This window comes from Rhodococcus chondri, from assembly GCF_036327435.1.
Classification (GTDB): Bacteria; Actinomycetota; Actinomycetes; order Mycobacteriales; family Mycobacteriaceae; genus Rhodococcus; species Rhodococcus chondri.
This window is the reverse complement of the sequence record NZ_JAUZMZ010000032.1, coordinates 1-25,801: the sequence shown is the minus strand read 5'-3', so window position 1 is coordinate 25,801 and position 25,801 is coordinate 1. Positions and strand designations below refer to the sequence as shown.

General features: G+C 67.5%; 28 protein-coding genes and 2 pseudogenes. 7 read left to right on the top strand and 23 right to left on the bottom strand.

The genetic code is table 11. From position 1 onward, the window contains the following. Positions 1-48 precede the first annotated feature (48 nt). The 6 genes from Q8814_RS08215 to Q8814_RS08190 are packed head-to-tail and all read right to left on the bottom strand — an operon-like array spanning position 49 to position 4,178. On the bottom strand, positions 49-576 hold the full coding sequence (locus tag Q8814_RS08215; protein ID WP_330151526.1) for a MarR family winged helix-turn-helix transcriptional regulator: 528 nt from the start codon (positions 574-576) through the stop codon (positions 49-51). 45 nt (positions 577-621) lie between these two features. Next, the gene (locus Q8814_RS08210) at positions 622-2,193 is read right to left on the bottom strand and encodes a polyamine aminopropyltransferase (protein WP_408015860.1); all 1,572 of its coding nucleotides are present in this window, start codon (positions 2,191-2,193) and stop codon (positions 622-624) included. Next, complete coding sequence (locus Q8814_RS08205) at positions 2,190-2,657, bottom strand: DUF350 domain-containing protein (protein WP_408015861.1); 468 nt, start codon at positions 2,655-2,657, stop codon at positions 2,190-2,192. The genes Q8814_RS08210 and Q8814_RS08205 overlap by 4 nt, the downstream gene beginning before the upstream one ends. A gap of 32 nt (positions 2,658-2,689) precedes the next feature. After that, entirely contained in the window at positions 2,690-3,097 is a 408-nt protein-coding gene (locus Q8814_RS08200) for a DUF4247 domain-containing protein (protein ID WP_408015859.1), read from the bottom strand. Next, positions 3,085-3,588 carry a DUF2617 family protein gene (locus Q8814_RS08195; protein ID WP_330151524.1) on the bottom strand — a complete coding sequence of 168 codons (504 nt, stop codon included), beginning with the start codon at positions 3,586-3,588 and terminating at the stop codon, positions 3,085-3,087. Before Q8814_RS08195 ends, Q8814_RS08200 begins: the two co-directional genes overlap by 13 nt. Further along, the gene (locus Q8814_RS08190; protein ID WP_330151523.1) at positions 3,585-4,178 is read right to left on the bottom strand and encodes a DUF4178 domain-containing protein; all 594 of its coding nucleotides are present in this window, start codon (positions 4,176-4,178) and stop codon (positions 3,585-3,587) included. Before Q8814_RS08190 ends, Q8814_RS08195 begins: the two co-directional genes overlap by 4 nt. A 243-nt stretch (positions 4,179-4,421) precedes the next feature. On the opposite strand from Q8814_RS08190, the gene Q8814_RS08185 reads away from it, so the two are divergent. After that, complete coding sequence (locus Q8814_RS08185) at positions 4,422-5,981, top strand: bifunctional 3'-5' exonuclease/DNA polymerase (RefSeq protein ID WP_330151538.1); 1,560 nt, start codon at positions 4,422-4,424, stop codon at positions 5,979-5,981. On the opposite strand, the gene Q8814_RS08180 is transcribed toward Q8814_RS08185, so the two are convergent. From Q8814_RS08180 to Q8814_RS08165, 4 genes are read right to left on the bottom strand one after another with little or no spacing between them, the layout of a single operon-like run. After that, positions 5,954-6,835 (bottom strand): DNA-3-methyladenine glycosylase family protein, encoded by an 882-nt coding sequence (locus tag Q8814_RS08180; RefSeq protein WP_330151522.1) that lies wholly within the window; start codon positions 6,833-6,835, stop codon positions 5,954-5,956. The two genes, Q8814_RS08185 and Q8814_RS08180, sit on opposite strands and share 28 nt — an antisense overlap. Then, positions 6,832-7,419, bottom strand: coding sequence for a methylated-DNA--[protein]-cysteine S-methyltransferase (locus Q8814_RS08175; protein ID WP_330151521.1), 588 nt, complete (start codon positions 7,417-7,419; stop codon positions 6,832-6,834). The genes Q8814_RS08180 and Q8814_RS08175 overlap by 4 nt, the downstream gene beginning before the upstream one ends. Beyond that, positions 7,416-7,931: an RNA polymerase sigma factor gene (locus tag Q8814_RS08170; protein WP_330151520.1), complete on the bottom strand. Its 516-nt coding sequence runs from the start codon at positions 7,929-7,931 to the stop codon at positions 7,416-7,418. Before Q8814_RS08170 ends, Q8814_RS08175 begins: the two co-directional genes overlap by 4 nt. Beyond that, a complete protein-coding gene (locus Q8814_RS08165; RefSeq protein ID WP_330151519.1) occupies positions 7,918-8,415 on the bottom strand; it encodes a methylated-DNA--[protein]-cysteine S-methyltransferase in 498 nt (165 codons plus the stop codon). Before Q8814_RS08165 ends, Q8814_RS08170 begins: the two co-directional genes overlap by 14 nt. 109 nt (positions 8,416-8,524) lie before the next feature. Between Q8814_RS08165 and Q8814_RS08160 the strand changes: the two genes are divergently transcribed. Then, entirely contained in the window at positions 8,525-9,136 is a 612-nt protein-coding gene (locus tag Q8814_RS08160) for a ribulose 1,5-bisphosphate carboxylase large subunit (protein WP_330151518.1), read from the top strand. A 21-nt stretch (positions 9,137-9,157) separates the two neighbouring features. Here the strand turns inward: Q8814_RS08160 and Q8814_RS08155 are convergent, their stop codons facing one another. The 5 genes from Q8814_RS08155 to Q8814_RS08135 form a co-directional block, all read right to left on the bottom strand. Then, positions 9,158-9,895: an SDR family NAD(P)-dependent oxidoreductase gene (locus Q8814_RS08155; protein ID WP_330151517.1), complete on the bottom strand. Its 738-nt coding sequence runs from the start codon at positions 9,893-9,895 to the stop codon at positions 9,158-9,160. Continuing rightward, positions 9,892-10,923: a phosphotransferase family protein gene (locus Q8814_RS08150; protein WP_330151516.1), complete on the bottom strand. Its 1,032-nt coding sequence runs from the start codon at positions 10,921-10,923 to the stop codon at positions 9,892-9,894. Before Q8814_RS08150 ends, Q8814_RS08155 begins: the two co-directional genes overlap by 4 nt. Further along, positions 10,920-12,137 carry an acyl-CoA dehydrogenase family protein gene (locus Q8814_RS08145; protein ID WP_330151515.1) on the bottom strand — a complete coding sequence of 406 codons (1,218 nt, stop codon included), beginning with the start codon at positions 12,135-12,137 and terminating at the stop codon, positions 10,920-10,922. The genes Q8814_RS08150 and Q8814_RS08145 overlap by 4 nt, the downstream gene beginning before the upstream one ends. A gap of 88 nt (positions 12,138-12,225) precedes the next feature. Continuing rightward, complete coding sequence (locus tag Q8814_RS08140; protein WP_330151514.1) at positions 12,226-12,852, bottom strand: TetR/AcrR family transcriptional regulator; 627 nt, start codon at positions 12,850-12,852, stop codon at positions 12,226-12,228. A gap of 51 nt (positions 12,853-12,903) precedes the next feature. Next, the gene (locus Q8814_RS08135) at positions 12,904-14,031 is read right to left on the bottom strand and encodes an NDMA-dependent alcohol dehydrogenase (RefSeq protein ID WP_330151513.1); all 1,128 of its coding nucleotides are present in this window, start codon (positions 14,029-14,031) and stop codon (positions 12,904-12,906) included. Between the two features lie 151 nt (positions 14,032-14,182). Between Q8814_RS08135 and Q8814_RS08130 the strand changes: the two genes are divergently transcribed. Further along, positions 14,183-14,626: an SRPBCC family protein gene (locus tag Q8814_RS08130; RefSeq protein ID WP_330151512.1), complete on the top strand. Its 444-nt coding sequence runs from the start codon at positions 14,183-14,185 to the stop codon at positions 14,624-14,626. Positions 14,627-14,629: 3 nt separating this feature from the next. Here Q8814_RS08130 and hppD read toward each other — a convergent pair whose 3' ends face one another. Further along, positions 14,630-15,835 carry a 4-hydroxyphenylpyruvate dioxygenase gene (gene hppD / locus Q8814_RS08125; RefSeq protein WP_330151511.1) on the bottom strand — a complete coding sequence of 402 codons (1,206 nt, stop codon included), beginning with the start codon at positions 15,833-15,835 and terminating at the stop codon, positions 14,630-14,632. Positions 15,836-16,023: 188 nt separating this feature from the next. Between hppD and Q8814_RS08120 the strand changes: the two genes are divergently transcribed. From Q8814_RS08120 to Q8814_RS08110, 3 genes are all read left to right on the top strand, one after another. Next, positions 16,024-16,533, top strand: a complete 510-nt coding sequence (locus Q8814_RS08120; RefSeq protein ID WP_330151510.1) for an Lrp/AsnC family transcriptional regulator — start codon at positions 16,024-16,026, stop codon at positions 16,531-16,533. 141 nt (positions 16,534-16,674) lie between these two features. After that, entirely contained in the window at positions 16,675-17,928 is a 1,254-nt protein-coding gene (locus Q8814_RS08115) for a Glu/Leu/Phe/Val dehydrogenase dimerization domain-containing protein (protein ID WP_330151509.1), read from the top strand. Continuing rightward, a complete protein-coding gene (locus tag Q8814_RS08110; protein ID WP_330151508.1) occupies positions 17,921-19,321 on the top strand; it encodes an amino acid permease in 1,401 nt (466 codons plus the stop codon). Before Q8814_RS08115 ends, Q8814_RS08110 begins: the two co-directional genes overlap by 8 nt. A gap of 14 nt (positions 19,322-19,335) precedes the next feature. On the opposite strand, the gene Q8814_RS08105 is transcribed toward Q8814_RS08110, so the two are convergent. Continuing rightward, the gene (locus Q8814_RS08105; RefSeq protein ID WP_330151507.1) at positions 19,336-19,752 is read right to left on the bottom strand and encodes a VOC family protein; all 417 of its coding nucleotides are present in this window, start codon (positions 19,750-19,752) and stop codon (positions 19,336-19,338) included. Between the two features lie 133 nt (positions 19,753-19,885). Between Q8814_RS08105 and Q8814_RS08100 the strand changes: the two genes are divergently transcribed. Continuing rightward, positions 19,886-20,500 (top strand): dihydrofolate reductase family protein, encoded by a 615-nt coding sequence (locus Q8814_RS08100; RefSeq protein WP_330151506.1) that lies wholly within the window; start codon positions 19,886-19,888, stop codon positions 20,498-20,500. 244 nt (positions 20,501-20,744) lie between these two features. Here Q8814_RS08100 and Q8814_RS08095 read toward each other — a convergent pair. From Q8814_RS08095 to Q8814_RS08070, 6 genes and pseudogenes are all read right to left on the bottom strand, one after another. Beyond that, positions 20,745-21,122: pseudogene (locus Q8814_RS08095) on the bottom strand (type I restriction enzyme endonuclease domain-containing protein); the annotation flags it as partial. A gap of 235 nt (positions 21,123-21,357) precedes the next feature. Then, the gene (locus tag Q8814_RS08090) at positions 21,358-23,130 is read right to left on the bottom strand and encodes a GMC family oxidoreductase N-terminal domain-containing protein (protein WP_330151505.1); all 1,773 of its coding nucleotides are present in this window, start codon (positions 23,128-23,130) and stop codon (positions 21,358-21,360) included. Beyond that, the gene (locus Q8814_RS08085) at positions 23,131-23,808 is read right to left on the bottom strand and encodes a hypothetical protein (protein WP_330151504.1); all 678 of its coding nucleotides are present in this window, start codon (positions 23,806-23,808) and stop codon (positions 23,131-23,133) included. Positions 23,809-23,972: 164 nt separating this feature from the next. Continuing rightward, complete coding sequence (fabG, locus tag Q8814_RS08080) at positions 23,973-24,731, bottom strand: 3-oxoacyl-ACP reductase FabG (protein ID WP_330151502.1); 759 nt, start codon at positions 24,729-24,731, stop codon at positions 23,973-23,975. A 32-nt stretch (positions 24,732-24,763) separates the two neighbouring features. Continuing rightward, a complete protein-coding gene (locus Q8814_RS08075) occupies positions 24,764-25,525 on the bottom strand; it encodes an SDR family NAD(P)-dependent oxidoreductase (protein ID WP_330151501.1) in 762 nt (253 codons plus the stop codon). A gap of 149 nt (positions 25,526-25,674) precedes the next feature. Further along, positions 25,675-25,801 (bottom strand): annotated as a pseudogene (locus tag Q8814_RS08070) (acetyl-CoA C-acyltransferase); the annotation flags it as partial.

Below are 25,801 nucleotides of genomic sequence, written 5' to 3'. Positions count from 1 at the left end.
AACTAACTACGGGGCGTGAGCGCAACCACACCGAGGATCGTCGGAAGATCAGTTGCGTCCGCGCACGTCGAACTGGCTGCGGTTGGTGATCAGCTTGTTCAGCAGCATCACGAGGATCTGCTGTTCGGTGTCGGAGAGGACGTCCACCCACGCGGCCTCGCGTTCGTTCTGCTCGCCGAACGTCTGCACGATCTCGGCCTCCCCCTCGTCGGTGAGCGAGAGCTGCACCGAGCGGCCGTCGTGGCTCACCGGGGTCTTCTGCAAAACACCTGCCTCTACCAGCGGTTTTGCCAGGTTCGATACGGCGGCTCGACTCATCCCCGTGAGCCTGGCCGCGACATTCGGCTCGATGGGTCCGGCCAGCCAGATCACGAACATCAGGCGGTACGCCGACCACGACCGGCCGCGTGGCCGGTGCACACTGGATTCGAGGTCGTAGGTGACGAGGTCCGACGCCCGGTTGAGGGTGAGCAGCACTTCGGTGGCACTGCGGTGGTGTTCGCCGAACTTGCTGTTCAGCCGGTCCTGCGCGAGTTCGACGAAGGACCAGTAGTCGAGGTCGCGGGGGGCGGACATGCGGTCACGATACCGCAGCGCCGCACATTGTTCACACATTTATTACTAGCGTTGATAGCCGCGGCGCATATCGTCGACGATGCGCGGCCGGTCCAGGGTGGACGGTTCCAAATCGAGGCGCGGCCGGTCCGGCGGAAAGATCGCCGCCGCGTCGAGTGTCGCCGGGTCGAGGAACCTGCGCGGCGCCGCGGTCGCGGACAATTCCAGCGCGGGCGGCGAACCGGCTTGCGCCAGCACGAAACCCCAGTCTCCGAAACTCGGCACGTGCACGTGATAGGGGGTCACGCCCAAGCCGGCCGAGGACACGCTCGACACGGTCCGCCAGTACGCGTCCGGTGTCGAATACGGGCTGCCCGACTGCACCGCCAGCAGGCCACCCGGATTCAGCGCCGCTGCGGCAAGTCCGTAGAACTCGGTTGAATACAGGCGCCCCAGCGCGGGGGTGTCCGGATCGGGCAGGTCGACGATCACCGCGTCGAACCCTCCCCCGGTCCGGTCGCGCAACCAGCGGAACGCGTCCGCGACGACGACGGTCACCCGCTCGTCCTGCAACGCCCCACCATTGAGGTCCCGCAGTTGCGTGTTCCCGAGTTCGAGCACGGCCGGATCCAGTTCGACCTGCACCACCTCCCGAACAGCGCTCTGCCGCAGCGCCTCCCGGGCGACGAGTCCGTCGCCGCCGCCGAGGACGAGGACCCGTTCGGGATCTCGCGAGAGCGCCGGATACACGAGCGTCTCGGTGTACCGGTGCTCGTCGGTGCTCGAGAACTGGAGGTCCCCATCGAGATACAACCGCACCTCACCACCGCGGTCGGTGACCACGATCTCCTGATACTGCGACTGCTGCGCGAACATGATCGGATCCGGGTACAGCCGCTGACGGGACGTGGTTTCGATGTCGGAGGAGTTGACGAGCAGTCCCCCGAGAAGTGCCGCCGCGAGCAGCAGCGCCACCAGCGACAGGGCGCGTGCCGCCGGACGCAGATGCCCGCGCAACAGGAACAGCGCCGCCACCGCGGCCGCACACAGGTTCACCATGCCGGTCAGGGCCGCGCCCCGGATCAACCCGGCGAAGGGCAGCAGCAGAAACGGCCAGGCCAACCCGCCGATCAGCGCGCCCGCGTAATCCGCGGCGTTGAGATTCGCGAGCACCTTGCCGGTGTCGCGGGCGTCGGTGGCCCGGCCGGTCTGCAGCAGCGTCATGAGCAGCGGCACTTCGGCACCGACGAGCATCCCGATCGCGGCCGTCGCGACGACGAGCACCCACGTCGACGAGCCCAGGAAGGTGAAGGCCACATACAGCGCGGCGGCGCTCACTCCACCGACCAGCCCGAGCGCCACTTCGACGCCGACGAACACCGGTGCGGCGTGTGGCAGCAGCGGTTTGGCGGCGAGCGCACCCAATCCGAGGGCTGCCACAAACCCGGCGACGATGAGCGAGGTCTCGGTGATGCCGCCGCCGGTGAGGCTCGCCGACAAGGTCAGCAGCGCCAGTTCGTACACCAACCCGCACGCTGCGCACGCGGCAACTGCGGCGAGCAGCAGTACCCGTGCCCGCCGCCCCAGCGCCGGCGGTTCCAGCGGCGGCGGTTCCAGCGGCGGAGCGGTGACCGTCACGACAGGGCAGCGGCGTTGACGAGGCCGACCGAGACGAGGGTGACCGCCACGGCCCACGCCGCGCCGCTCATGTGAGGCTCGCCGACCAGAGTGACCAGCCGGCCGGGAAGCAGCCGATTCATGATGACCAGGGCCACCGCCTGTAGCAGCACACCGACGAGGCCGTAGACGAGCGAATCGATCAGACCCTGCGCGTATCCGTCGGAGCTGGTGAGTATCGCGGTGACGACGATGATCGCCAGTGCCAGATGGTTCGCGGCGAGCAGCAACGCGGCATTGGGATTGCGGTCCACATACACCTGATGACGCAGATTTCCCGGCGTGAGCGCATCGAGCATCGCGAATCCGACTGTCAGAACGGCAATCCCGACGAGGAAGAAAGCGATCGTTGCCAGCACCCCGCCGAAGAGCAGAGTGAAGTCCACACGGCCGACCTCGATGTCCGCGGCCAGGATAACGGTCATGTTCTCGACTCCCGTGTTGATGTGTTGTGAGGTCATTTCGCGCCTCCGCTCCCCCCGGAAACGTTTCCGGAAGCCGGCGACCCGGGCCGGAATCCCGGACCGAGGAAGATGAAGGCGCCGCCGCTGAAGCGGCCGTCGATGTCCTCGACGGTGACGGTGCTGCCACCCTCGGGCGCGGCGCTGACGATGACGATGTCGTCGTTGTACCGCAGGTACTCCCTGCCGCCGTCCGCCGAGCGGGCCGCGGGAGGTTGTGCGGCGACGATGTCGGAGACCGTGGTCCCCACCGGATCCGGTGAATGATAGGTGGCGATGTCGCCGCGTCTGCCGCGATCTTCGTAGGTGTCGTCGATGTAGTTGCCCACTGAACTACCGCATCCCGCAACGAACAACACGAGGAAGCCGAGAACGCACACAGCTGCCCGCTTCACGGTCGCCACCGGCTTTCCGTCTCGACGATCACACCCGCGTCCGAGCGTGGGTACAGATGCCAGGTACGCCAATGCCATTCCCCTTCGCTCGCATCCGCGGTGAGCGCGGTCAGCGCATCCGGATCGCCCGGAAACCCGGCGCACAGCCAGGTCCGAACGGCCGCGGCCTCGCGCAGCTCCCCCGCTCTCCGGGCCAGCGCCGCACGCGACACCGTCACGGTCCGGCTCGAGAACCGATACCCGTCGCCGTGTTCGAGCTCGGGCAGACGCCGCCCCCCGATCCCGATCGCATCGCACGACACCTGCTCGGTGAGATGGCGTCGGCCCGACGTGGCGGTGACGACATGCGAGGCCGCCAGCACTCCCAGCACCAGCTCTCCCGCGTCCGGGTCGGTCAGGCGCATCGATACCAGAGCCGCGGGCGCGGGAGCACCGAGCACCAACCCGAGTTCGTCGGCCGACACGTCGCGCGGCGCGACCTCGAGCAGATGCACGCTCACTGCGGGGGACCCGCGTGGATGACGGTGAGTTCGCTACGGGTCACGGCGCGGCCGGTGGAAACCTCCCACGACGCGGCCGCCGCCCACCGCTCGAAGGCGAGCAGCCCGGTCTTGTCCGCGGTCGCGTAGTCGGCGTAGTCCATCGACCCGGCGGGCGCGGTTCCCGTCGTGCCCTCGGCCGTGTAGCGGGCGGTGCCGCTTTCGACCTTCCGGTACACCCGATCGTCGAGGATCACGTCGCCGCCCGGGTCCAGTCCGGTGCCCTCACGCCGCATCCAGAGGGTCATCTCCAGCTCCCCCTCGTCGTTCTCGACGGTGAGCCAGCGACGGCCGGTGGACCCGTCGAGGAGATGCTCGTGCCAGCGGTAGCCCTCCTGGTCGAGGGTGATGGTGCCGCGTACGACGTGGTCGATGCCCGCGTACGTGATGATGTCCCCGACACCGAGCTTGTACGGGTCCCAGACCTCCGGGTAGTCCGCGAGCGGGTCGACCCGGGCCGGTGCCGGTGCGGGTTTACGGGTGCGGAGCACCACGATCACCACTGCAGCAACGACAATCAGGATCAACAGGACAAGTAGAACTTCGGTCATCGACTACCCCCGCACATCGGCTTCTCCGGACGTCGACCCTACCGGCCGGAATCCGCATCGGGGGTATACGCGGTCCGGGAGGCGACGAGGGACCCCGCCGCGCGTCGGGGGTAGCGGCGGGGTCCCTGCATCCCCACGTTAACGCGTCCGATCTGCGCTCGTGCCGATAGCAGTGTGAAACGAGGGGTGATGCGAGCCGGTGCGCGGCGGCCGTCGGCACACGCGCACACTGGGGCGGTGCGTATGGTCGTCGTTCCTCATCCCGCCGCGGGCGGCGACACCCGCGGTGCGAGCACGGTCGAGACCGACGACGCGGGTGCACCGGTCGCGCAGGTGCGCCGCCACCGCGACCTCGCGGTCGCCGTCGCCGAGATCGAATCCGCGCATCACCCACGGTGGGTCTGGACCTCGACGGCCTCGGTATACCCGCACCTGCTGCGGGCCGGTGTGCGCGTGCAGCGCTGCCATGACCTCGCGACAACCGCGACGATCACGAGCATGCGCGCCGGCACTCCGGGGCTGCCGTCCGACGAACCGGTCGACGAACGTCCCGGACTGTTCGACGCGGCGCCCGCCGTCGACATCGATACCGTGCTCGCACAGTTCGCGGAGCAACGCCGCGTGCTGTCGGAGGACCGCAGGCTCGACCTGCTGATCGCCGCGGAGTCCGCCGGCACCCTCGCCGCGGCCGAAATGGGTTTCGACGGGCTCCCGTTCTCCGCCGACGCGCACCGGCGGCTTCTCGAGTCGGTGCTCGGACCACGTCCGGCCGGATACGAGCCGCCGCGTCGCATCGCCGAGGTGACCGCCGAAATCTGCGCCGCGTTCGGCCGGCCGCTCAACCCTGCCTCGCACGCCGAGATACTCGATGCCTTCCGCCGGGAAGGCATCGACGCCACCTCCACCCGCAAGCACGTGCTGAAGGAAATCGATCATCCGGCCGTACCACTGCTGCTGCGTCACCGCGACCTGTCGAAGCTGTACAGCACCAACGGCTGGCACTGGCTCGATACGTGGGTGCACGGCAACCGTTTCCGGCCCGTGTACGTGCCGGGCGCCGTCGTGTCGGGCCGGTGGGCGAGCCGCGGTGGCGGTGCCCTGCAGATTCCGAAGTCGCTGCGATCGAGCGTCATCGCCGACCCCGGGCACACGTTCGTCGTCGCGGACGCCGGGCAGCTCGAACCTCGCATTCTCGCCGCGATGTCCGGAGACCGCCGCATGGTCGCGGCCGCGGGCGCCGACGACCTGTACGCGCCGGTCGCGGCGGCAGCGTTCAACGGTGACCGCGCGAAAGCGAAGGTCGCCGTGCTCGGTGTTCTGTACGGTGCCACGTCCGGCGACGCTCGATCGCTGCTCACCGTGTTGCGCAACAGCTTTCCCGTCGCCGTGGACTTCGTGGAGCGGGCCGCGCGCGCCGGAGAGCGCGGGGAAGTCGTGTATTCGTGGCTCGGTCGTGCTTGTCCGCCACCCGAGCCGGGCTTCCACTCGCACGGCGATGTACGGGCACGTGGCCGGTTCACCCGCAACTTCGTCGTCCAGGCCACCGCCGCCGAGTGGGCCCTGTGTGTACTGGCCGAGTTGCGTCGCCGTCTCACCACCGACCCCGACCGCACCGCCGGTGAGCTGGTGTTCTTCCAGCACGACGAGGTGGTCGTCCACACCCGCAACCCGGATCTCGCCGCCGCCCACATCGAGGCCTCCGTGCAGTCGGCAACGCGACTGTTGTTCGGCGACACCGCGGTCCGTTTCCCCATGAAACTCGCGGTCCGCGACACCTACGCCGACGAGACGGACGGCGAATAGGCGGCCACCGTCCACAGGTGCGAGACGGCATACGCCCGCCACGGTCGCCACGACTGCGCCCGCTCGAGCACCTCCCGGGTGGTGTCGACGCCGAGGGCACGGCGCAGCACCAGATCGCCCGACGGGTAGGCGTCGCGGTCGCCGAGTACCCGCAGCGCCAGGTATTCGACGGTCCACGGTCCGATCCCGGGCAGCGCCAGCAGATCGGCACGGAAACTCGCCGTGGCCGGATCGAGCCCCTCCCCGGCCGCGGCGGCCAGCGCCTGCACGGTGCGGGCCCGCGACCGGGTGGTGCCGATGACCGCCCGGAGACGCTCCGGATCGGCGCCCGCCAGGCGCTGCGGCGTCGGAAAGCACCGCAACCCGCCGGGGGCATCGTCGCCGTACTCGGCGACGAGACGCCCACCGAAGGTGCAGGCCGCCGCGACACTCACCTGCTGCCCGAGCACCGTCTGCACCGCGGTCGAGAACCAGTCGGTGCTCCCGAGCACCCGCAATCCTGGTGTCGCGACGGTGAGTGGCCCCAGGCGCGGGTCGTCGGCGAATGCTGCGTCGACGATCGCCGGATCGGTGTCGAGGTCGAGCCAGTGCCGCACCGTTTCGACAACCTCGGCGGTGTCGCGCGGTGCGGTGCCCGCGATCCGGACGGTGACGTGATCGGTGTCGCGCAGCGTCACGCTCACCGTGGCGGCACCGTGTCGCGTCCGGATCGCCCGCGTATGGGTGCCGGTGGCAGCGTCGTGCCGTTCGAGTCCAGGGACGGTGTGGCTGCGCAGCGCCGCGAGCAGCGGCCCGGACGCGAACGGTGGGGTCAGAGGCACCCGCAGCTCTGCGCTCGCGACGCCGGCACTCATATCGCTGTTTCCAGTTCCAGCAGGATGCGTTTGGCCTCCACGCCACCGGCATACTGCCCGAGACCGCCGTCGCTGCGCACCACACGGTGGCACGGAATAACCAGGGGCAGCGGATTTTTCGCACATGCGGTACCGACAGCCCGGACTGCGCGGGGGCTGCCCGCCGCGGCCGCAACCTGGGCGTAGCTCGCGGTACGGCCGTACCCGATCTCCGGCAGGTGAGTGATGACCTCGCGGCGGAATCCTGTCGCCAGTCGCAGGTCGAGCGGTAGGTCGAACGAGTTACGCGCGCCGCGGAAGTATTCGTCGATCTGGTGTGCCGCCACCTCGAGCCGAGCAGGCGCTTCGAGGATGCGGGGGCTGACCCGCCCGGAGAGTTCGTCGAGCACCGTGTCGGGACTGTCGGCGACATAGGCGACGCGCACCAGACCCGTGCCGGTCGCGGCGAGCAGCAGCGGCCCGACCGGGGTGTCGACGATCCGGTAGGCGACGTCGAGCAGCCCGGCTGCTTCGGCGTCGAGGGTGAGCCGCTCGTGCAGCCAGGCGAGATCGGTGGACGACACCGCGGGCGTCGAAAAGGTCATGACGGAATTCCTGTCTGCATGCGGTAGTGGCGACGTAGCGCCGCCCGGCCGTCCGCGGCGGCGCGACGGGCGGCGTCGGCGGTGTTGCCGAGGACCGCACCGACCTCGGCGTACGGCAGACCCCCCACGTAGTGGTAGACGAGCGCGGCGCGTTGTGTGAACGGCAGCGCCGCGACCGCCGACCACAGTTCGTCGTCGCCGGTGCCGGGAATCCCGCTGGTGGCAGCGTGTTCGGGTAGGCGCTCGCTCGGCACCGGGGTGCGGTTGCGGACGCGGTGGACGTCGATCGCTTTGCGGTGCGCGATGGTCACCAGCCACGCCTCGACGTTGCTGCCCGGACGCAACTCGGGGTATGCGCGCAGCGCAGCCAGGAAGGTCTCGGACCAGGCGTCGTCGGCATCGACCGGGCCGAGCAGTGCCCGGCACACCCGCAACACCGTCGGGCCGTGCTCGGAGACGACCCGTTCGAACGGTGGCAGGGTGCCGAGATGTGCCGGATCAGGCGGGGGCATGAACGGCCTGCGCCTCGCGTTCGAGAAGATACTTCTTACGCTCGAGTCCCCCGGCATACCCGGTGAGCTTGCCGCTGCTTCCGATGACGCGGTGGCACGGCACCACGATGCACAAGGGATTGCGTGCGTTCGCCGCAGCGACGGCCCGCACCGCGCTGGGCCGGCCGATCGCCGCGGCCAGCTCCGAATAGGTGCATGTGGCGCCGTACGGCACGGTCGTCAGGGTGCTCCACACGGTGCGCTGGAATTCGGTGCCGACGGGGTCGATCGGGAAGGTGAACTCGGTACGTTCGCCGGCGAAGTACTCAGCGAGCTCCGTCGTGACCCGCTCGAACCCGGCGCTCAGGCGGGGCCCGAAGGTCGCCGGATCCGGTGCCGGGCGATGGTCGGTCATGTAGATACCCGACAACGTTCCGTCGGTGTTCACCAGCGTGAGCTCGCCGATCGGTGAGTCGATGACGGTATGTGTGCGCGATGCGTTCACGAGTCCGATCCTTCCATCCGGTGCAAGACCTGTACCGGGTAGACGCGTCGGGCGACGGAAACGTGAGGTTCCCCGATCGCCTCGTGCGACGGTGCTGCACTATGGGCGAATGATCCCGCTGTCCGATCTCCCACTGGTCGGTACGCTCGCCGACACCGCCCGTGTCGTGGCCGATCGCACGGTCGCGACCGCTGTGTTCGCGATCTCCGTGCCCGGCCGCGTCGAGGCACTGCTCGACACGGCGGAAAACCTCGTGCAGCGAGTCGACGCCGTCGTCGCCGACGCCGCCGCGGCGGTCGCGCACGCGACGGAGGTCATCGCCTCCACGACGGAGGTAGTGGAGAACGCCGCCGAGGTTGCCGCGCACGCGCAGGTGGTCGTTGCGTCCGCGAGCCGCACCAGCGACACCGCGGGCGAACTGCTCGACACGTACGCGCCCATGGCAAAGCAGGCCGCTCCGCTCGCCGGGCAGTTCATCGATGAAATGTCGCCCGAAGAGGTTCACGCGGCGATCGTCCTGCTCGATCAGTTCCCCATGATGGCGGACCGGACCAAGGCACTCATGCCGATTCTCGGCACCCTCGAAGCGGTGGCACCGGAGATCCACGAACTGCTCGGCGTCGCCAAGGACGTGCGGCAGGCGATCGTCGGGGTCCCCGGCTTCGACTTCCTCCGCCGCCGCGGCGAGGGCAAGGAGGGCGAGGGCAAGGAGAACGACTGACACCCCCGTGCCGAGCGTCCGTCAGGCCCCGTACAGGCTTGCTCCCGCGCGGCTGAGCACGAGCTTGGGCAGCACCGCACGCGACGACAACTTGAGCAGCGCGTCGACGAGTTCGACGACATCGTTGACCTCGAGCATCTGCTCGGCGGGTATGCGGTCCTTGATCCAGTCGGACATGTCGGTGTCGACGTAGGCGGGGGCGATCGCCGATCCGGTTACCCCGCTGCCCGATTCTTCGGCGTTGAGCGTTTCGATCAGGGACATCAGCGCGGCCTTCGTCGCGCCGTATGCGGCCAGGCCGGCCTCGGCGTAGGCGCCGGTGATCGACGACAGCGCCACCACCTTCGCGCCGCGACCCGGATCTTGCGCAGCGCCCGCGCGCAACAGTGGCAGTGCCGCCTGGAGCAGTGCGAACGGGGCGGTGAGGTTGACGGCGATCGTCTTGTCGAGCCGGTGCGCGGGGAAATCGGCAATGTTGCCTGCGGTGCCCACGCCCGCGTTGAGGACGAGCGCTTTCATCGTGCCGAACGCCTCACCGTGGGCGGCGACGAGGCGCGCGCCCGTGTCGGCGTCGGCGAGGTCGGCGGCGACGGGGAGCACCTCGGCGGCGCCGGCTTCACGCAGTTGCGCGGCGACCTTTTCGAGCCGCTCGGGGTCGCGGGCGGTGATGGTGAGCCCGTATCCCTGCTGGGCGAGCCGCGTCGCGACACCGAGTCCGATACCTCGCGAAGCTCCGGTGACGAGGGCGGAAGCGGTCACGATTCTGCTCCCTTCAGCGCGGCCAGACCCGAGGCGACCAGAGCGGGCACCGACGCACCGGCCTGGTCGAAGCCGTCTCCGACGGTCGCTCCGACCTGCCAGCGGTGGTTGATCCCCTCGGCGATGACGGCGAGCTTGAAGTGCGCGAGGCCCATGTAGAAGTTCCAGTGGGCGATCTCCCGCCCCGATGCCACGGCGTAGCGCTGGACGAGTTCGTCGGCGGAGGGAAGGCGTGCGCTGGTCCAGGCCGCCGGGAAGCCGAGCACCTGGTCGAGCGCCGGATGGCGGTACACGCACATCAGCGCGAGGTCGGTGAGCGGGTCACCGAGCGTCGACAGCTCCCAGTCGACCACCGCCGCAACCTTCCCGGCATCCGACGCATCGAGGATGACGTTGTCGATGCGGTAGTCGCCGTGCACGATCGACGGGGTGGGCGATTCGGGGATCGAGTCGGCCAGCGCCGCGTGCAGGCGCTCGAGATCGGGCAGCTCACGGGTCTTGACCCGTTCCCACTGGCTCGCCCACAGCTTCACCTGCCGCGTCACGTATCCGTCGGGGCGCCCGAATTCACCGAGCCCGGCCGCCACGTAGTCGACGTTGTGCAGCGCCGCGATGACGCGCACGAGTTCGGCGGTGCACGACTCGATTTCGTTGTCGGTGAGCAAATCGAGGTCGTCCTTGCTGCGCACCACTCGGCCGTCGACATGTTCGACGACGGTGAAGGGCGCCCCCATGACCGATGTGTCCTCGCACAGCGCGACGGTGCGCGCCACCGGGACTCCGCTGTCCTGCAGCGCGGAGGTGATGCGGTATTCGCGGGCCACGTCGTGTGCAGAGGGAGTCAGTCCCGCGGTCGGGGGCCGGCGCAGCACCCAGTGCGAGCTGTTGTCGAGGATGCCGTAGGTCAGGTTCGATTTGCCGCCGGAGATGAGCTCGGCGCGCAGCTCTCCGTCGATCGACACCCCGGAGTCCGTCAGAAAACGCTGGAGGGCGAGGAGGTCGAGTCCTTCGTGCACGGCGGCGGTCACTGGTTCGCCGCCTTCGCTGCGGCGGCCTTGCGAGCCGCACCGACGGTGCGCTTGGCGATGGCCCAGCGGTGCACTTCGGACGGTCCGTCGTAGACCCGGAACGGGCGTACCTCCCGCGAGAGCCGCGCGAGCGGAAGATCCTCGGACACACCGAGGCCGCCGCACATCTGCATGGAGCGGTCGACGATGCGGAAGATCGCCTCGGCGGCGAAGGTCTTGGCGATCGACGTCGCGTTCGCGGCGTGCGATCCCTGGTCGAGTTCCCAGCACGCCTGCACGAGCAGTGCGCGGGTCGCGGCGATGTCGATCTCGTTGTCGGCGACCATCTTCTGGATCATGCCCAGGTCGCCGAGCTTGGATCCGAAGCCTTCGCGTTCGGAGACGTAGCCGACGGCGATGTCGTGGCCGCGGCGAGCGGCGCCGAGCCAGCGCATCACGTGCGTCATGCGAGCGGGTCCGAGCCGGACCTGTGCGTAGGCGAATCCCTGGTCGACTTCACCGAGGACCGCGGAGTCGGGCACCACGAGGTCGTCGAACTGCACTTCGCAGTGTCCGCCGAGCATCGAGCGATCGAGGGTGGCGATGTGTCGGCCGACGGTGATGCCGGGGGTGTCGGCGGGTGCGAGGAACATGGTGGCGCCGCCGCGCTGCCCGGGCTGCCCGGAGGTGCGGGCCATGATGATGAAGAATCCGGCACCGTCGGCACCGGTGATGAAGTGCTTGCGGCCGTTGATCTTCCAGCCGCCGGACACCTTCTCGGCGAGAGTGTTGAGAGCGTTCGGGTCGGCGCCGGCACCGGGGGCGGGCTCGGTCATCGCGAACCCCGAGCGCGTGTCGCCGGCGGCGAGAGGCGCGAGGAATTGCTGCTTCTGCTCGTCGCTCGCGATGTGGGCGAGCATGTGTACGTTGCCCTCGTCGGGCGCGGCGATGTTGAGTGCGGTGGGGCCGAACAGCGAGTATCCGGCGGCTTCGAAGACGGGCGCACGATCGGCCATGCCGAGGCCGTGTCCGCCGTATTCGACGGGTGCATGGGGCGCGAAGACGCCCGCATCCTTCGCTGCCTTCTGCAGCTGGACGCGGATGGTGTCGCCGCCCGCTGCGGTGATGTCGCCGCCGTGCGCGTCCTCGACGGGCAGCACCTCGTCGCGGATGAACTGTTCGGTCTTGGCGACCAGGTCTCGTACCCGGTCCGGATACGACAGATCGACTGCCATGCTCACTCCCTTCCTCACCGACCGACCGATCGATCGCTCGGTCATAAATACGGTGACATATTACGTCGAAGCGGTCAACCCCGGAGGTCTACCGGGCGCCGACCGTGCAGCGTGCGATCGCGAGATACCGGGTCACGATCTCGTCGGGCGACAACGGTCCGTCGGGGTGATACCAGCTCGCCACCGCCACGCACATCGTGGTCACGGCTCTACTGGCATCCTCCGGATACCGCGTCGAGAACTCCCCCGCGGCAACACCCTCCTCGACGATCCGGTCGAGCATGCGCTGCTGCTCGTCGCGCAGCGCGACGAATGCCGCGCGACTGGCCGGCTCCATGCTGCGCATCTCGGTGGACGCAACGAACGCCTGGTTGCGGCGGAACATGTGAAAGCGCAACAGCGACTCGACGACGGCATCGAACTGCTCGGACGGTGTCGGCCCCGCCTCCGCGAGAGCTTGCCGGCTGCGCTCGAGCAGCTCCCGCATCACCGTCGTGGTCAGCGACACCAGCAGCGCCTGTTTCGACGGGTAGTGGTGATACAGGCCGGGCACCGACAGTCCCGCCCGCGAGGCGACCTCCCGGATCGAGGTGCCGTCGTAACCGCGCTCGGCGAACGCGTCGAGGGCAGCGGCAAGCGCTTTCGGGAGCGTTGTGGCCCCATAGTGCCGCCACGACCCGGTGTCGCCGGGGACGAGATCCTCACGCGTGTCCATGGATCTCACCGTAAGGGAACGCCCCGGCGACACGAATCATCAGGACACCGATCAGTAGTCGTCGTCGCCGTACAGGATGACGCCGCGCAGGTTCTTGCCGTCGTGCATGTCGGCGTAGCCCTGGTTGATGTCCTCGAGCCGATAGGTCTTCGTGACCAGGCCGTCGAGGTCGAGTTGCCCGTTGCGGTACAACTCGAGCAGCTTCGGGATCTGCGAGCGCGGACCCACACCGCCGAAGATGGCTCCCTGCAACCGCTTTTGCAGCAGGGTGAGCTCGAACAGGCTGAGCGTGACCTGGGTGTCGGTGGCATTTCCCATGCCGACGACGACCGTCTGGCCACCCTTGGCCGTCACGCCCAGGGCGGGCGCGATCATGTCGCCGTGGATCTCACCGACGGTGATGATCGTGACGTCGGCCATCTGGCCCCAGGTGATCTCGCCGATCACCGGCGCGGCCTCTTCGATCGAGGCGAATGTGTGGGTGGCGCCGAACTCCTTGGCCTTCTGCCGCTTGAACTCGACCGGATCGATCGCGATCACGAAGCGTGCACCGGCGTGTGCCGCCCCCTGCACCGAGTTGATACCCACACCACCGATGCCGATCACGACGACCGTGTCGCCGACCTTCGTCCCGCCGATCGCGGTCGCCGAACCCCAGCCGGTCGCGACACCGCAGCCGAGCAGCGCGGCCTTGTCGAGCGGGATATCGTCCTCGATCTTGATGACCGAGGACTCGTTCACCGTGACATACGGCGCGAACGTGCCGAGCAGGCACATCTGGATCACCGGATCGCCGTTGAGACCCACCCGGTAGGTCTTGTCGGAGATCGCCTGGCCGGTGAGCAGGCCGGCACCTTGGTCACAGATGTTCTGCAAACCCTTCGCGCAGGCACGACACCGCCCGCACGCGGGAATGAAAGCGAGCACGACATGATCGCCCTCGGCGATATTCGTGACACCGGGCCCGACCTTGGTGACCACACCGGCGCCCTCGTGTCCGCCGAGCACCGGATAGAACGGAAGCGGAGTCGCGCCGCTCCGCAGATGCTCGTCGGAATGGCACAGCCCCGACGCGGCGAGTCGCACCTGCACCTCGCCCGCGACCGGATCCCCGAGGTCGATTTCCTCGATCTCCCAGGGTTGATTGATTCCCTTGATGACTGCCGCTTTGGTTTTCAACGAAGTCTCCCTGCCGCAACGAACGGACGTGTTCACGGTGAGTGAATCAGGCCTTCGTCCCGGGCGCGGCGAAATCGGCACAAACCCTTCCGCACACCCGCCGATTATCGCTACATTGGGTCACACCTATTTCGGATGAAGGGTTTCGCGCATGATCCACGTCCGCCACAGCGCTGTCGCCGACATTCCGCTCGACGTGGCGTTCGCATACGTCGACGACCACCACACCATCCCCGACTGGATGTTCGGCATCAGACGATTCGAACCGGTCGGTGAGCAGACCAGCGGCGTCGGTGCGCTCTTCGACGCCACCATGCAGGTCGGGCCGAAAGCCCTCGACTCGCGGGTCGCGATCGTCGAGTGGGAACGCAACGCCATGATCGCGCTCGAGTCCGTCTCGGGCTTCCGCACGGCCTCGACCTGGACATTCACCGATGCCGGCTCCGGAGCCGTGCGTCTCGACGTCGACTTCGGTTACGAACTTCCCGGCGGGTTCGCCGGCCGCGCCCTCGGCATGCTCATCGAGCCGGTCGTGGGCACGGCCGTGCGGCAGACCGAGCAGGTGCTGCGCACCCGGCTCGGAACGCTCGTCTGATCCTCAGAAGTTGCCGCGTGCATCCTGTTCACGCTCGATCGCCTCGAACAGGGCCTTGAAGTTGCCCTTGCCGAAGCCGAGCGAGCCGTGCCGTTCGATCAGTTCGAAGAACACCGTCGGCCGGTCGCCGACCGGCTTGGTGAAGATCTGCAGCAGGTATCCGTCCTCGTCGCGGTCGACGAGGATCCCGCGCTTCTTCAACTCCTCGATCGGCACCCGCACCTCACCGATGCGTGCCCGCAACTCCGGATCGTCGTAGTAGGCGTCCGGTGTGGCGAGGAACTCGACGCCCTCGTCGCGCAGGGAATCCACGGCGGTGAGGATGTCGTTGGTGGCCAGCGCCAGATGCTGCGCACCCGGCCCGCGGTAGTAGTCGAGGTACTCGTCGATCTGGGAGCGCTTCTTGCCCAGCGCCGGCTCGTTCAGCGGGAACTTCACGCGGTGGTTGCCGTTGCACACCACCTTGCTCATGAGGGCCGAGTAGTCGGTGGCGATGTCGTCGCCGATGAACTCGGCCATGTTGGTGAACGCCATGACGCGGTTGTAGAAGTCCACCCACTCGTCCATGTGTCCCATCTCGACGTTGCCGACCACGTGGTCGAGCGCCTGGAACAGCCGCTTCGGGGCGCCGTCGCGCTTACGGAACGTGGAGGTGCGCTCGACGTACCCGGGCAGATACGGGCCGTGGTAGCGGGACCGGTCGACGAGGGTGTGCCGGGTGTCGCCGTACGTGGCGATCGCCGCGGTGCGCACGGTGCCGTGCTCGTCGGTGATGTCGCGGGGCTCGTCGAGGATCGTGGCACCCTGGGCCCGCGCATGGGCGACACACTTGTCGACGTCGGGAACCTGCAGCGCGATGTCGACGACACCGTCGCCGTGCCGGCGGTGATGCTCGACCAGGGCGCTGTCCGGGTCGACGGCACCCTTGATCACGAACCGGACGGCACCGCTGCGCAGCACGTAGGCGTGGTGGTCGCGGTTGCCGGTGATCGGGCCCGAGTAGGCGGTCAGTTCCATGCCGTACACCGACTGGAAGTAGTGCGCGGTCTGGGTGGCGTTGCCGACCACCCACACGATCGCGTCCCAGCCGCTCACCGGGAACGGGTCGCGTTCGCTGTCGTACTCGACGAGCCCGACGAGCCGCCGCAATTCCTCGGCGTCCAGGCGCGCGAGCTGCTCGCTGTCGGTGAGGGTCATTTCGAGAGTCATGGTGTGCCACCTCCTGCCGCGATCCGCGGCACGTTCGATGTGTCGTGTGTCACCAGGAAAAGCCGGTCGTGGTGGTGCGCGCAACGTCGCCCTCGGCAACTGGTCTCGCTGACCACGACATCCACCCTCCCACCCCTTGCAGCTATACAATTGGCATAGTTTCTACGGCTCGATGGGAAGGAAACACCATGCGCGAGCCCGTACAGCTGGACGAGTTGGATTTTGCTCTTCTGGAAGCCCTGCATTCCGACCCGAAGGTCGGGGCACTCGAATTGTCCCGGCGGCTGCGGGTGGCGCGCGCGACCGTCTCGGCGCGCCTGCGCCGACTCGAGGACACCGGCGTCATCGCCGACTACCGGCCCCGGATCGGGTTGGCCGCAGCCGGTTTCGATGTCCAAGCGTTCGTCACCATGGAGATCGTCCAGGGCGCCCTCGAGGCGGTGACCGAGGTGCTCGAGGCCATCCCCGGAGTCCTGGAAGCCTTCGCCACCACCGGCGCCGGCGACATCCTGTGCCGCATCGGCGCCGACTCCCATATGGGCCTGCAGCAAACCCTCATCGAACTCAACCGGTCGTCCATCGTGGCGCGGTCGACGAGCGTCATGGTCCTCTCGGAGGTCGTGTCCTACCGGGCGATGCCCCTGCTGCGCACGCTCGAGCCGGGCAGGTCGGCGAAGGCACCCGCCTACCGGCACTGATCCGATCCCGACCCCGACAACCGCGCAGCTGACCGGATTGCACAGAAAAATTCGCCGACGGTGCGCGATACCTCCACACCGTGTGCAGTTGGCTACACCGCAGTTGCGCTGCTTTTGTTACTGCCGTCACAGTCTTCGCTCATGAAGAACCTGCTGACCCGCTTCGAAGAAAAAGCCCCCGAGATCGTCTTCGAGTGGCACGACACGGAAACCACCGCACGTGGCTGGGTGGTCGTCAACTCGCTGCGCGGCGGCGCCGCCGGCGGTGGCACCCGCATGCGACGCGGCCTCGACCGCCGCGAAGTCGAATCCCTCGCCAAGACCATGGAAATCAAGTTCACCGTCTCGGGGCCGGCCATCGGCGGCGCCAAGTCCGGCATCGACTTCGACCCGTCCGATCCCCGCAAGGACGGAGTGCTGCGACGCTGGTTCACCGCCGTCGCACCTCTGCTCCGGGCGTACTACGGCACCGGCGGCGACCTCAACGTCGATGAAATGACCGAGGTCGTCCCCCTGACCGAGAGCAACGGCCTGTGGCATCCGCAGGAAGGCGTCGTCAACGGGCACTTCGGCAACGACGAAAGCCAGCGCATCCAGCGGGTCGGGCAACTCCGACTCGGGGTCGCGAAGGTCGTCGAGGATTCCCGCTACACGCCCGCCCTCGACGCGAAATACACTGTTGCCGACCTCATCACCGGTTTCGGAGTCGCCGAGTCCGTGCGTCACCACCAGCGCATCTACCGCGACGGCGAACTCACCGGCAAGCGCGTAGTGGTCCAGGGCTGGGGCAACGTCGGCGCCGCAGCCGCCTACTACCTCGCACAGGCCGGAGCCCGGGTGGTCGGCATCATCGACCGCAACGGCGGCATCCTCGAGTCCGACGGCCTGTCTCTCGACGACATCCGCACCCTCATGCTGACCCGCGACGGCAACGCCCTGCGCAGCGACCGCATGCGCCCGTTCGACGACGTGAACGACGCGATCTGGGACCTCGGTGCCGAAATCTTCCTGCCCTGTGCGGCAAGCCGTCTCGTGACGCGCGATCAGATCGACCGCATGGTCGCTGCGGGACTCGAGATCATCGCCAGCGGCGCCAACGTGCCCTTCGCCGACGACGAGATCTTCTACGGCCCGACCTACGAGCACGCCGACAAATCCGTCTCCGTGATCCCGGACTTCATCGCCAACAGCGGCATGGCGCGCGCGTTCGCGCAGCTGATGGAGCGCAACGTCGAAATCTCCGATGCCGCGATCTTCGGCGACGTCTCCGACACCGTCGCCACGGCCCTGAAGCGCTGCCACGATCTCTCCCCCGAACGCACCGGCCTCGCCGCGACAGCGTTCGAAATCGCCCTCGACCAGCTCGTTCCGGCCGGGGAGCGCATCCATGACTGACACCCTCGTCTCCACCCCGCCGTCCTCCGGCACCGCGCAGGCGCCGCGGTTGCAGCAGGCGATGCGCCCCCGCCAGCTGGTCATGATGAGCCTCGGCGGCGCAATCGGGGCCGGCTTGTTCGTCGGCTCCGGAGCCGGCATCGCCGTCGCAGGACCCGCAATTCTGATCTCGGTCCTCGTCGCGGCGGCGCTCGTCGTGCTGGTCATGCGGATGATGGGCGAAATGGCCGCGGCGAACCCGGCCAGCGGCGCATTCTCGGTGCACGCCGAGAATGCGCTGGGCCGGGTCGCGGGGCAGACCATCGGATGGCTCTACTGGATCCAGGTCGTGATCGTCATCGCCGCCGAGGCGACGGGTGCTGCGGCCATCACCGCCGCAACCCTGCCCTCGATCCCCCAGTGGGCCTCCGCCCTGTTCTACATGGTCGTGCTCACCGGCGTGAACCTCGTGGGCGTGCGTCGCTTCGGTGAGGTCGAATTCTGGTTCGCCGCAATCAAAATCACCGCGATCGTCGCGTTCCTCGCCGTCGGGGTAGCAATGATCGCCGGATGGGTACCGAGCTTCGCCACCACCGGATTCACCAATCTCACCGCCCACGGCGGTTTCGCCCCCACCGGGATCGCGGGTATCGCCGCCGGTCTGCTGATCGTGGTGTTCGCGTTCGGGGGCACCGAGATCATCGCGATCGCCGCCGCCGAGACCTCCGACCCGCGGCGCAATGTCGGCCGGGCAGTGCGCACCCTGGTATGGCGCATCCTCGTCTTCTACATCGGCTCGGTGCTGGTGATGGTGACGATCCTGCCCTGGACGTCGGAGGATCTCGCGACCGGGCCGTTCGTCGCGGTGCTCCAGGCCGGCGCGGTGCCGGGTGCGGCCGCGGTGATGACGGTGATCGTGGTGGTCGCACTGCTGTCGTCGCTCAACGCGATGCTCTTCAGCGCGTCGCGGATGATCTACTCGCTCTCCCACCGCGGATCGGCGCTGCCCGCGTTCGGCCGTATCGCGGCCAACGGAGTGCCCCGCAATGCCGTCCTCGCATCCGTGGCGTTCGGATTCGTCACCGTCGCACTCAACTACGTCCGACCGGACAAGGTGCTGCCCCTGCTGCTCAACGCGGTCGGCTCCACCATCCTGGTGTTGTGGACCGTTGTCACGGTCTCGCACCTGGTTCTGCGCCGGCGGGCACGCCGCAACGGAACCGAAGATTCCCTGCCACTGAAGATGTGGGGTTTCCCCTACCTGTCGTACGTGACGCTCGCACTGCTCGCCGGTGTCGCGGCGCTCGCACTGTTCGATACGGCGGCACGCACCCAATTGATCGCCACCGGGCTGCTCACCGCGGCCATCGCCGGCAGCTGCCTGGTGTTGTCGCGGCGGCGCTCGGCAGCCTGACCGGCCCTCCGGTCTCAGCGGCCCGAACCGTACGGCCGAGTGATGATCTCGAGATAGTGGCCCGCCGGATCGAGAAAATAGGTTCCACGTCCCCCGTCGTTGGTGTTGATGCCGTGCGCGGACTGACGAGGATCCGCCCAGTGCTCGATCCGGCGCTCGAGGATACGGCCGTAGATGCCGTCGAAGTCCTCCTCCGACACCAGGAACGCGTAGTGCTGCGGGTGGAATTCGAGGTGGGGCGGCGGCTCGGCGAAGTCGAGGGTGACTCCGTTGGCGAGCTGGACGGCGAGGAAATGCCCGGCCGGAACCGGATCCGGTAAGCCGAACAGAGTGGTCAAGAAGTACGCCGAATGCTGCTTGTCCTTCGCAGCGACGATCGTGTGGTTGAACGAGATGGTCAAGGAAAACCCCTTGCGGTCCGACGCCTCCATGCCTGACGCTGTCCGTCATCGACACGCGACGCTGTTTCCAGAAATACCGTCTCGCCCCCGGGTTTGCAAGAGGTGATGAATTTCCGCCCGCAGGCTGGTCGGTGCTCTGTGGAAGTTCCGGAAGGAGTATGCAATGAAGCTGACGGTGACGACATTCGTATCGGCCGATGGGGTAGCGCAGGGACCGGGCGGACCCGACGAAGATCGCAGCGGCGGGTTCTCCCGCGGCGGCTGGGTGGTCCCGCATTTCGACGAGGACACAGGAGTGTTCATCACGGAGGTGTTCGGCAGGGCCGATGCGTTCCTGCTCGGCCGCCACACCTACGACATCTTCGCCGCATCGTGGCCGAATTCGACCGATCCCGACGATCCCGTCGCGAACGCGCTCAACACTCTTCCGAAGTACGTCGCCTCCACCACGCTCACCGACCCGGAATGGGGCCCGACCACCGTCCTCGGCGACGACGTCCCCGCGGCGGTGGCCGAGCTGAAGAAGCAACCGGGGCGAGAGCTACAGGTTCATGGCAGCCTCGAGCTGGTGCAAACACTGCACCGGCACGATCTCGTGGACGAATACAACCTGCTGATCTTCCCGGTGGTGGTCGGTCAGGGGCGGCGGCTGTTCCCCGACGACGGCCCGGACACCGGCCTGTCGCTCGTGGAATTACGCACCACCGGTTCGGGAGTCGTCATCGGCGTCTACCGTCCCACCGGCCGCCCCGAGTACGGGACAGCCGAGGTGGAGTAAGGGTCAGTGGCCAGGCTGCGGCGTGCAGTCTCCGAAATACGTTCTCGCGCAACGCCACGCGTAACGACATCAACTTTTGTTCCGAGCAACTCGGTCAGCTCTTCTCGGTGCATGGCAAGGATTCCGCGGAGACGGAGACTGTCGGTGATGGTGTTCCCGTAGACATATCAGCTCCTTCCCTACCGCAGGTCTCCGTCCAGGATAGGCCCGTTGCCCGGGCTACGATTCTGCTTCCCACACAGAGTCACGCCGCCATGGTGGGTGCGATGGCCTCCATCTGCTCGAGGACCAGCTTGATCGCGGCAGGCTGCCGGTCCGGTGGGTACTCGTACCGGGTGAGCAGACGCTTCACCTGCGACCGCAGCTTGACTTTGACGTCTTCGCGCACCCGCCAGTCCGTCTTGATGTCACGGCGCATGACGGTGACGAGTTCACGCGCGATCTGGGCAAGGGTGTCTTCCCCCATGTCGTGGAGGGCCGATTCGTTCTGGGAAACCGCGTCGTAGAACGACAGTTCATGATCGCCCAGTGGCGGGTCGAAGCGCCGGCCGCGCTGGGCCTCTGCTTGTACTTCTCTGGCCACTTCCACCAGTGCCGCGATCACCTCGGCCGAGGTGAGTTGACCCGTGACGTCAGGCTCGCCGACGGACTTTCGTGACTTCACTTTCGGACTCCTCCATCAGCTTCGACGATCTGTGCCAGTAACGCTCGCTGACCAGCGCGTACGGCGGATCGTCGACTTCTCCGCCGGACGGCGGGGCATCCACGGAGTAGATCGCACCCACATGCGGGTCGACAGCCTTGTTTCCGCTGAGCGGGAAGAATCCGATCACCGCTCGGCGAACGAGATCGCGGCGTCACAACCCCCGCGCAACGACGGCGGCAGTGACCCGGTCGTCGATCGACGACACCGGATCCTCACGCCCCACCCACGGCTCTCCGCCGAAGTACTTCTCGACGATCTTCTCCGCCGTTCGGGTGGCGACGGCCTGTGTCGTCAGGGTCGGATTGGGGCCGCCGAGACTGTTCGCCAGTGCCGAATTGTCCGCGAGGAACAGCCGTTTCACCCAGCGGGCTTCCGCGTCGGCATCCAGCACCGAGTCGTCCTCGCTCATTCCCATCCGCATGCTGGACTGCGAATGCAGGATCAGCGGTGGCCAATCGCACCGATGCACCGACTTCGCGCCCGCCGCACGCATCAACTCGACGGCGGTGCGGGTGGCGTATTCGCGGTTTCGTCGAGTGCGCGGTGATCGATTGCGGTGCGACACGGTCACTTTCGGTGCGAGACCCGCCTCGCTCGGAACCAGCATCGGCGACAGTGTCACCCGATTGCCCGGTTCGACGTCGTCGTCGGAGATCACGAGTGCGCCGAGGATTCGGTCGGTGTCGGCCATCGTGTCGAGCAGGTCGCGGCCCACCAGCCTGCCGAGACTGTCGGCACCGGCAGGGTCCACCACTCCCCCGGCGCGTCCGTACCCGTGGATCCCCGAGTCACTGAAGTTGAGTGCGTAGGCGATCAGCGCGGGCGGCAGACCGACCTGCTCGATGCCGCCGTAACCCGGCAGATCCACGCGGGCATTCGAACCGGACCCTCTTGTCTGGCCGGTGTATTCGTCGAACACACCGAACACGGCATCCATGTGGTGGTCGGTCAGTCCACGGCCGACCCATCCGTTCGGATTGGGAAGATCGGAGCCGAGCCACAAGCGCGGAGATTCGACGCACCCCGCGGCGAGCACCACGACGCGGGCGTTCGCCTCGTGCTGCTCACCGTCCGTAGTGGTGAATCGGACTCCGCGCGCGGTAGTTTCACCGTTGACGTCCTCGAAGAGGATCTGTGAGACGACGGCGTCGGTCACTAGGGTGACCGCTCGGCCACCGGGTGACCACGCGTCGGCGGTGAGCATCATCGGAACGTACGAATTGTCGGTCGAGCGCTTGGCTTTCAGGTTCCGCGGGGCACCGAGCGGGAGGTAGCAGCCCTGGTAGCAGTGTCCGCACATCGTGCACCCGCGGGCGTCGGGGTGGTGCAGCAGTGCGGGGTCGCGGGTGCGGCCGGCGGTCCCGCCGGGTTGCAGGATCGCGTTCTGCTGGGCTCGGTGCGAGGGCCCGGTCGTGTCGAGGGTGGTCTGGTGTGGCAGACCGAGTGCGGCCGCACCGCGGAGGAAGACATGCTCCTTGGTGCCCATCGGTGCGGTCTGCACGGGCAGTGTCGCTTCGACCCACTCGTAGTACCGTCGCAGTTCGTCGTAGCCGAACGGAAACAGATGCGCGGTGTCGTACATGTGCCGGTCGGGCGCGTCGTAGCCGGCGAACGCGCCCGCCGCCGCGCGGGGCGAGTTCCCGAAGTAGTGCAACGTCGTTCCCCCGACACCGGCCACCTGCCATACGAACGAGTTCTGCGGAACGTCGCGCAGCCACGGTGTGCGAGACCGGTCGCCGGGGCCGTGCCGCAGGAATCCGGTGATCGGGTTGTTCGCGTCGTCCTCGAAGTGCGTCCACTCGTTCTCCGGGTCGGCGAAGCGTGGCCCGGCTTCGAGCACAAGGACATCGAGCCCGCGGGCCGCGAGTTCCTTGGCCACCACCGGGCCGCCACCACCGGCGCCCACGACGATCACGTCGGTCACCTATGCCTCCACCTTGTCGACGCCGCCGTAGTAGCCGATCACTTCGTCCCATCCGTCGCTCGGCCCGGCGTAGTTGCTCAGCTCCCAGCCGACCGGGCGACCGGTGGTTGTCCGTTGCGCCCTGTCGAAGGCCGACACCTCCGAATATGCGGCGAACGCCGCGAGCGTCGGGATGGTGTTGACCACGAACCGCAGTATGAATCCTTCGAAACGCGGGTCGGTGTCGAGCCATTCGAAGACCTGCGCCTTGGTGGCGTGATCCAGGTTCGCGAACGGCGCAGCGAACGGTCCGGCTGCCGCCGCGGGGTCGGCGGTCGTCGCGAAGATGTTGAGCAGGACAGCGGCTCCTGCCGCACCTGGAAGCGTGATCCCGGCCGGCCCGAACATCGGTATGGCCACGGCCTGGTCGAGGGTGCGTTCGAGCGATTCGGCGGTACCCGGAGTGACGCCGCCGGGCCGGTCGGTCGCGACACCCTGCTGGTGCGAATACGCATCGTTGCCGGGAACCACGAAGGAGAGGATGCCGTTGATCGTGTCGCGCACGGGCGGCGCCTGCTGCGGAGGCTGCGCCGACGCCGTCGAGGAGAACAAGCCGATACCCGCCACTGCCGTACCGGTCCCGAGAAATCCTGCCAAGAAGCGTCGCCGAGTCCACATCAGGTCATGTTCGGTCTCCACGTGGCAGTTCCCCCCAAGTCTGTCTGGTGGAGTACCCTACGAGGATTTCGATGCCGGGGCATCATTTCGTCGGAACCCGGACGACAGCGGCGCTGCAGCCCCACGGTCGGGAACTGCAGCGCCGCATTGTCGATCAAAACTGTCGACAGGAGTCGCGCCGAAAATCAGGCCTTCGGGCCACCCGCCACGTAGATGACCTGACCGGAGACGAACCCGGCACCCTCGGACACGAGGAACGACGCGGTGTGAGCGATGTCGTCGATCGCACCGATCCGGCCGACGGGGATCTGGCTGGCGATGTTGTCCTTGAACTCGTCGAATGTCATGCCGAGCCGCTCGGCCGTCGCGGCCGTCATCTCGGTCGCGATGAAGCCGGGCGCGATCGCGTTCGCGGTGACGCCGAACTTACCCAGTTCGATGGCGAGGGTCTTGGTGAAGCCCTGCATGCCGGCCTTCGCCGCCGAGTAGTTGACCTGGCCGCGGTTGCCGAGAGCCGAGGTGCTCGACAGGTTGACGATGCGGCCGAACTTGGCCTCCACCATGTAGTTCTGCACGGCACGGGTCATGAGGAACGCGCCGCGCAGGTGCACACCCATGACGGCATCCCAGTCGTCGACCGTCATCTTGAACAGGAGGTTGTCGCGGGTGATGCCGGCGTTGTTGATCAGCACGGTGGGATCGCCCAGTTCGGTGGCGATCTTCTCCACCGCAGCGGTCACGGAGCTCTCGTCGGCGACGTTTGCACCGACCGCGAGGGCCTTGCCACCGGCGGCTTCGATGGCGGAAACGGTGTCGGCGCACGCCGCTTCTTCGAGATCGAGGACGGCAACCTGGAATCCGTCTTGGGCAAGGCGCTTGGCGACGGCCGCACCGATACCGCGTGCGGCTCCGGTGACAATGGCGGTGCGAACTTGGGTGCTCATAGCAAACCTCCGTGGGGGATGGGGTGGTGCCGTCAATTGATGGTGAGGCCGCCGTCGACCGCGATGGTCTGACCGGTGACGTATGCGGCTGCCTCGGATACCAGCCACACGGCGGTGGCGGCAATCTCTGCCGGATCTCCTGTGCGACCCAGGATAATTCGCGGTTTCATACTTTCGAGATAACCGGGCTGGTAGTCGTCGGTCATCTCGGTCTGGAAAAAGCCCGGCGCAATCGCGTTGACGCGAATGCCCCTGCGCGCTCCCCACTGCTGCGCAAGGTCGCGGGTGAGGCCGATGACGCCCGCCTTGCTGGCGGCGTAAGCGGCCTGCGGTAATCCGGCCGTGGTGAGGCCGAGCACCGAAGCGATGTTGAGAATCGCACTTCCCGGCTGCATGACACGACCGACAGCCTGGGCGGCCCAATAGGACCCGTTGAGATTGATGTCGATGACGCGCCGGAACTGGTCGGGCGTCTCTTTGGTTGCCGGCACCGCCGTGCCGATGCCGGCGTTGTTGATCAGGATGTCGACCTTGCCGAATTGCTCGACGGCGGTGTCTACCATCCGCTGTGCCTGCTCCGGATCGGCGATGTCGGTTTCGACCGTCACTGCCCGACGGCCGGCAGCCCGGACGAGTTCGGCGGTCCGCTCCAGTTTGTCGACACGGCGCGCGGCGAGCACGACGTCGGCGCCGGCCTCGGCGAGTGCCTGCGCGAAGGCGACACCGAGACCGGAAGATGCTCCGGTCACGATCGCGACTCGTCCGTCGAGCCGGAACCTGTCGAGTACGGACATGCAGTGATCTCCTCGGTGTGACGACGCCTACACAAGTGTATATCCGAACAGCAGAACTTTTTCAAATGGAACGGTTTCGAAATACGTTAGGCCGCATGCCTTTTCAGACATGCGGCCTAACGGTCACATAACTGGTTCCTATGCGGGCGTCAGCTGAGTCGTTCGAGGACCATCGCCATACCTTGACCACCACCGACACACATCGTCTCGACACCGAACTGCTTGTCGTGCGTGCGCAGGTTGTTGAGCAGCGTATTGGTGATCCGCGCCCCGGTC

Coding starts and splice junctions, on each gene's coding strand:
- Q8814_RS08120 (WP_330151510.1), top strand. CDS start 16,024: ATGCGCGAGCCCGTACAGCTGGACGAGTTGGATTTTGCTCTTCTGGAA.
- Q8814_RS08160 (WP_330151518.1), top strand. CDS start 8,525: ATGATCCCGCTGTCCGATCTCCCACTGGTCGGTACGCTCGCCGACACC.
- Q8814_RS08105 (WP_330151507.1), bottom strand. CDS start 19,752: ATGGAGGCGTCGGACCGCAAGGGGTTTTCCTTGACCATCTCGTTCAAC.
- Q8814_RS08185 (WP_330151538.1), top strand. CDS start 4,422: ATGGTCGTCGTTCCTCATCCCGCCGCGGGCGGCGACACCCGCGGTGCG.
- Q8814_RS08215 (WP_330151526.1), bottom strand. CDS start 576: ATGTCCGCCCCCCGCGACCTCGACTACTGGTCCTTCGTCGAACTCGCG.
- hppD (WP_330151511.1), bottom strand. CDS start 15,835: ATGACTCTCGAAATGACCCTCACCGACAGCGAGCAGCTCGCGCGCCTG.
- Q8814_RS08100 (WP_330151506.1), top strand. CDS start 19,886: ATGAAGCTGACGGTGACGACATTCGTATCGGCCGATGGGGTAGCGCAG.
- Q8814_RS08130 (WP_330151512.1), top strand. CDS start 14,183: ATGATCCACGTCCGCCACAGCGCTGTCGCCGACATTCCGCTCGACGTG.
- Q8814_RS08170 (WP_330151520.1), bottom strand. CDS start 7,931: ATGCCCCCGCCTGATCCGGCACATCTCGGCACCCTGCCACCGTTCGAA.
- Q8814_RS08180 (WP_330151522.1), bottom strand. CDS start 6,835: ATGAGTGCCGGCGTCGCGAGCGCAGAGCTGCGGGTGCCTCTGACCCCA.
- Q8814_RS08175 (WP_330151521.1), bottom strand. CDS start 7,419: ATGACCTTTTCGACGCCCGCGGTGTCGTCCACCGATCTCGCCTGGCTG.
- Q8814_RS08205 (WP_408015861.1), bottom strand. CDS start 2,657: ATGACCGTTATCCTGGCCGCGGACATCGAGGTCGGCCGTGTGGACTTC.
- Q8814_RS08145 (WP_330151515.1), bottom strand. CDS start 12,137: ATGGCAGTCGATCTGTCGTATCCGGACCGGGTACGAGACCTGGTCGCC.
- Q8814_RS08075 (WP_330151501.1), bottom strand. CDS start 25,525: ATGTCCGTACTCGACAGGTTCCGGCTCGACGGACGAGTCGCGATCGTG.
- Q8814_RS08190 (WP_330151523.1), bottom strand. CDS start 4,178: ATGACCGAAGTTCTACTTGTCCTGTTGATCCTGATTGTCGTTGCTGCA.
- Q8814_RS08110 (WP_330151508.1), top strand. CDS start 17,921: ATGACTGACACCCTCGTCTCCACCCCGCCGTCCTCCGGCACCGCGCAG.
- Q8814_RS08140 (WP_330151514.1), bottom strand. CDS start 12,852: ATGGACACGCGTGAGGATCTCGTCCCCGGCGACACCGGGTCGTGGCGG.
- Q8814_RS08115 (WP_330151509.1), top strand. CDS start 16,675: ATGAAGAACCTGCTGACCCGCTTCGAAGAAAAAGCCCCCGAGATCGTC.
- fabG (WP_330151502.1), bottom strand. CDS start 24,731: ATGAGCACCCAAGTTCGCACCGCCATTGTCACCGGAGCCGCACGCGGT.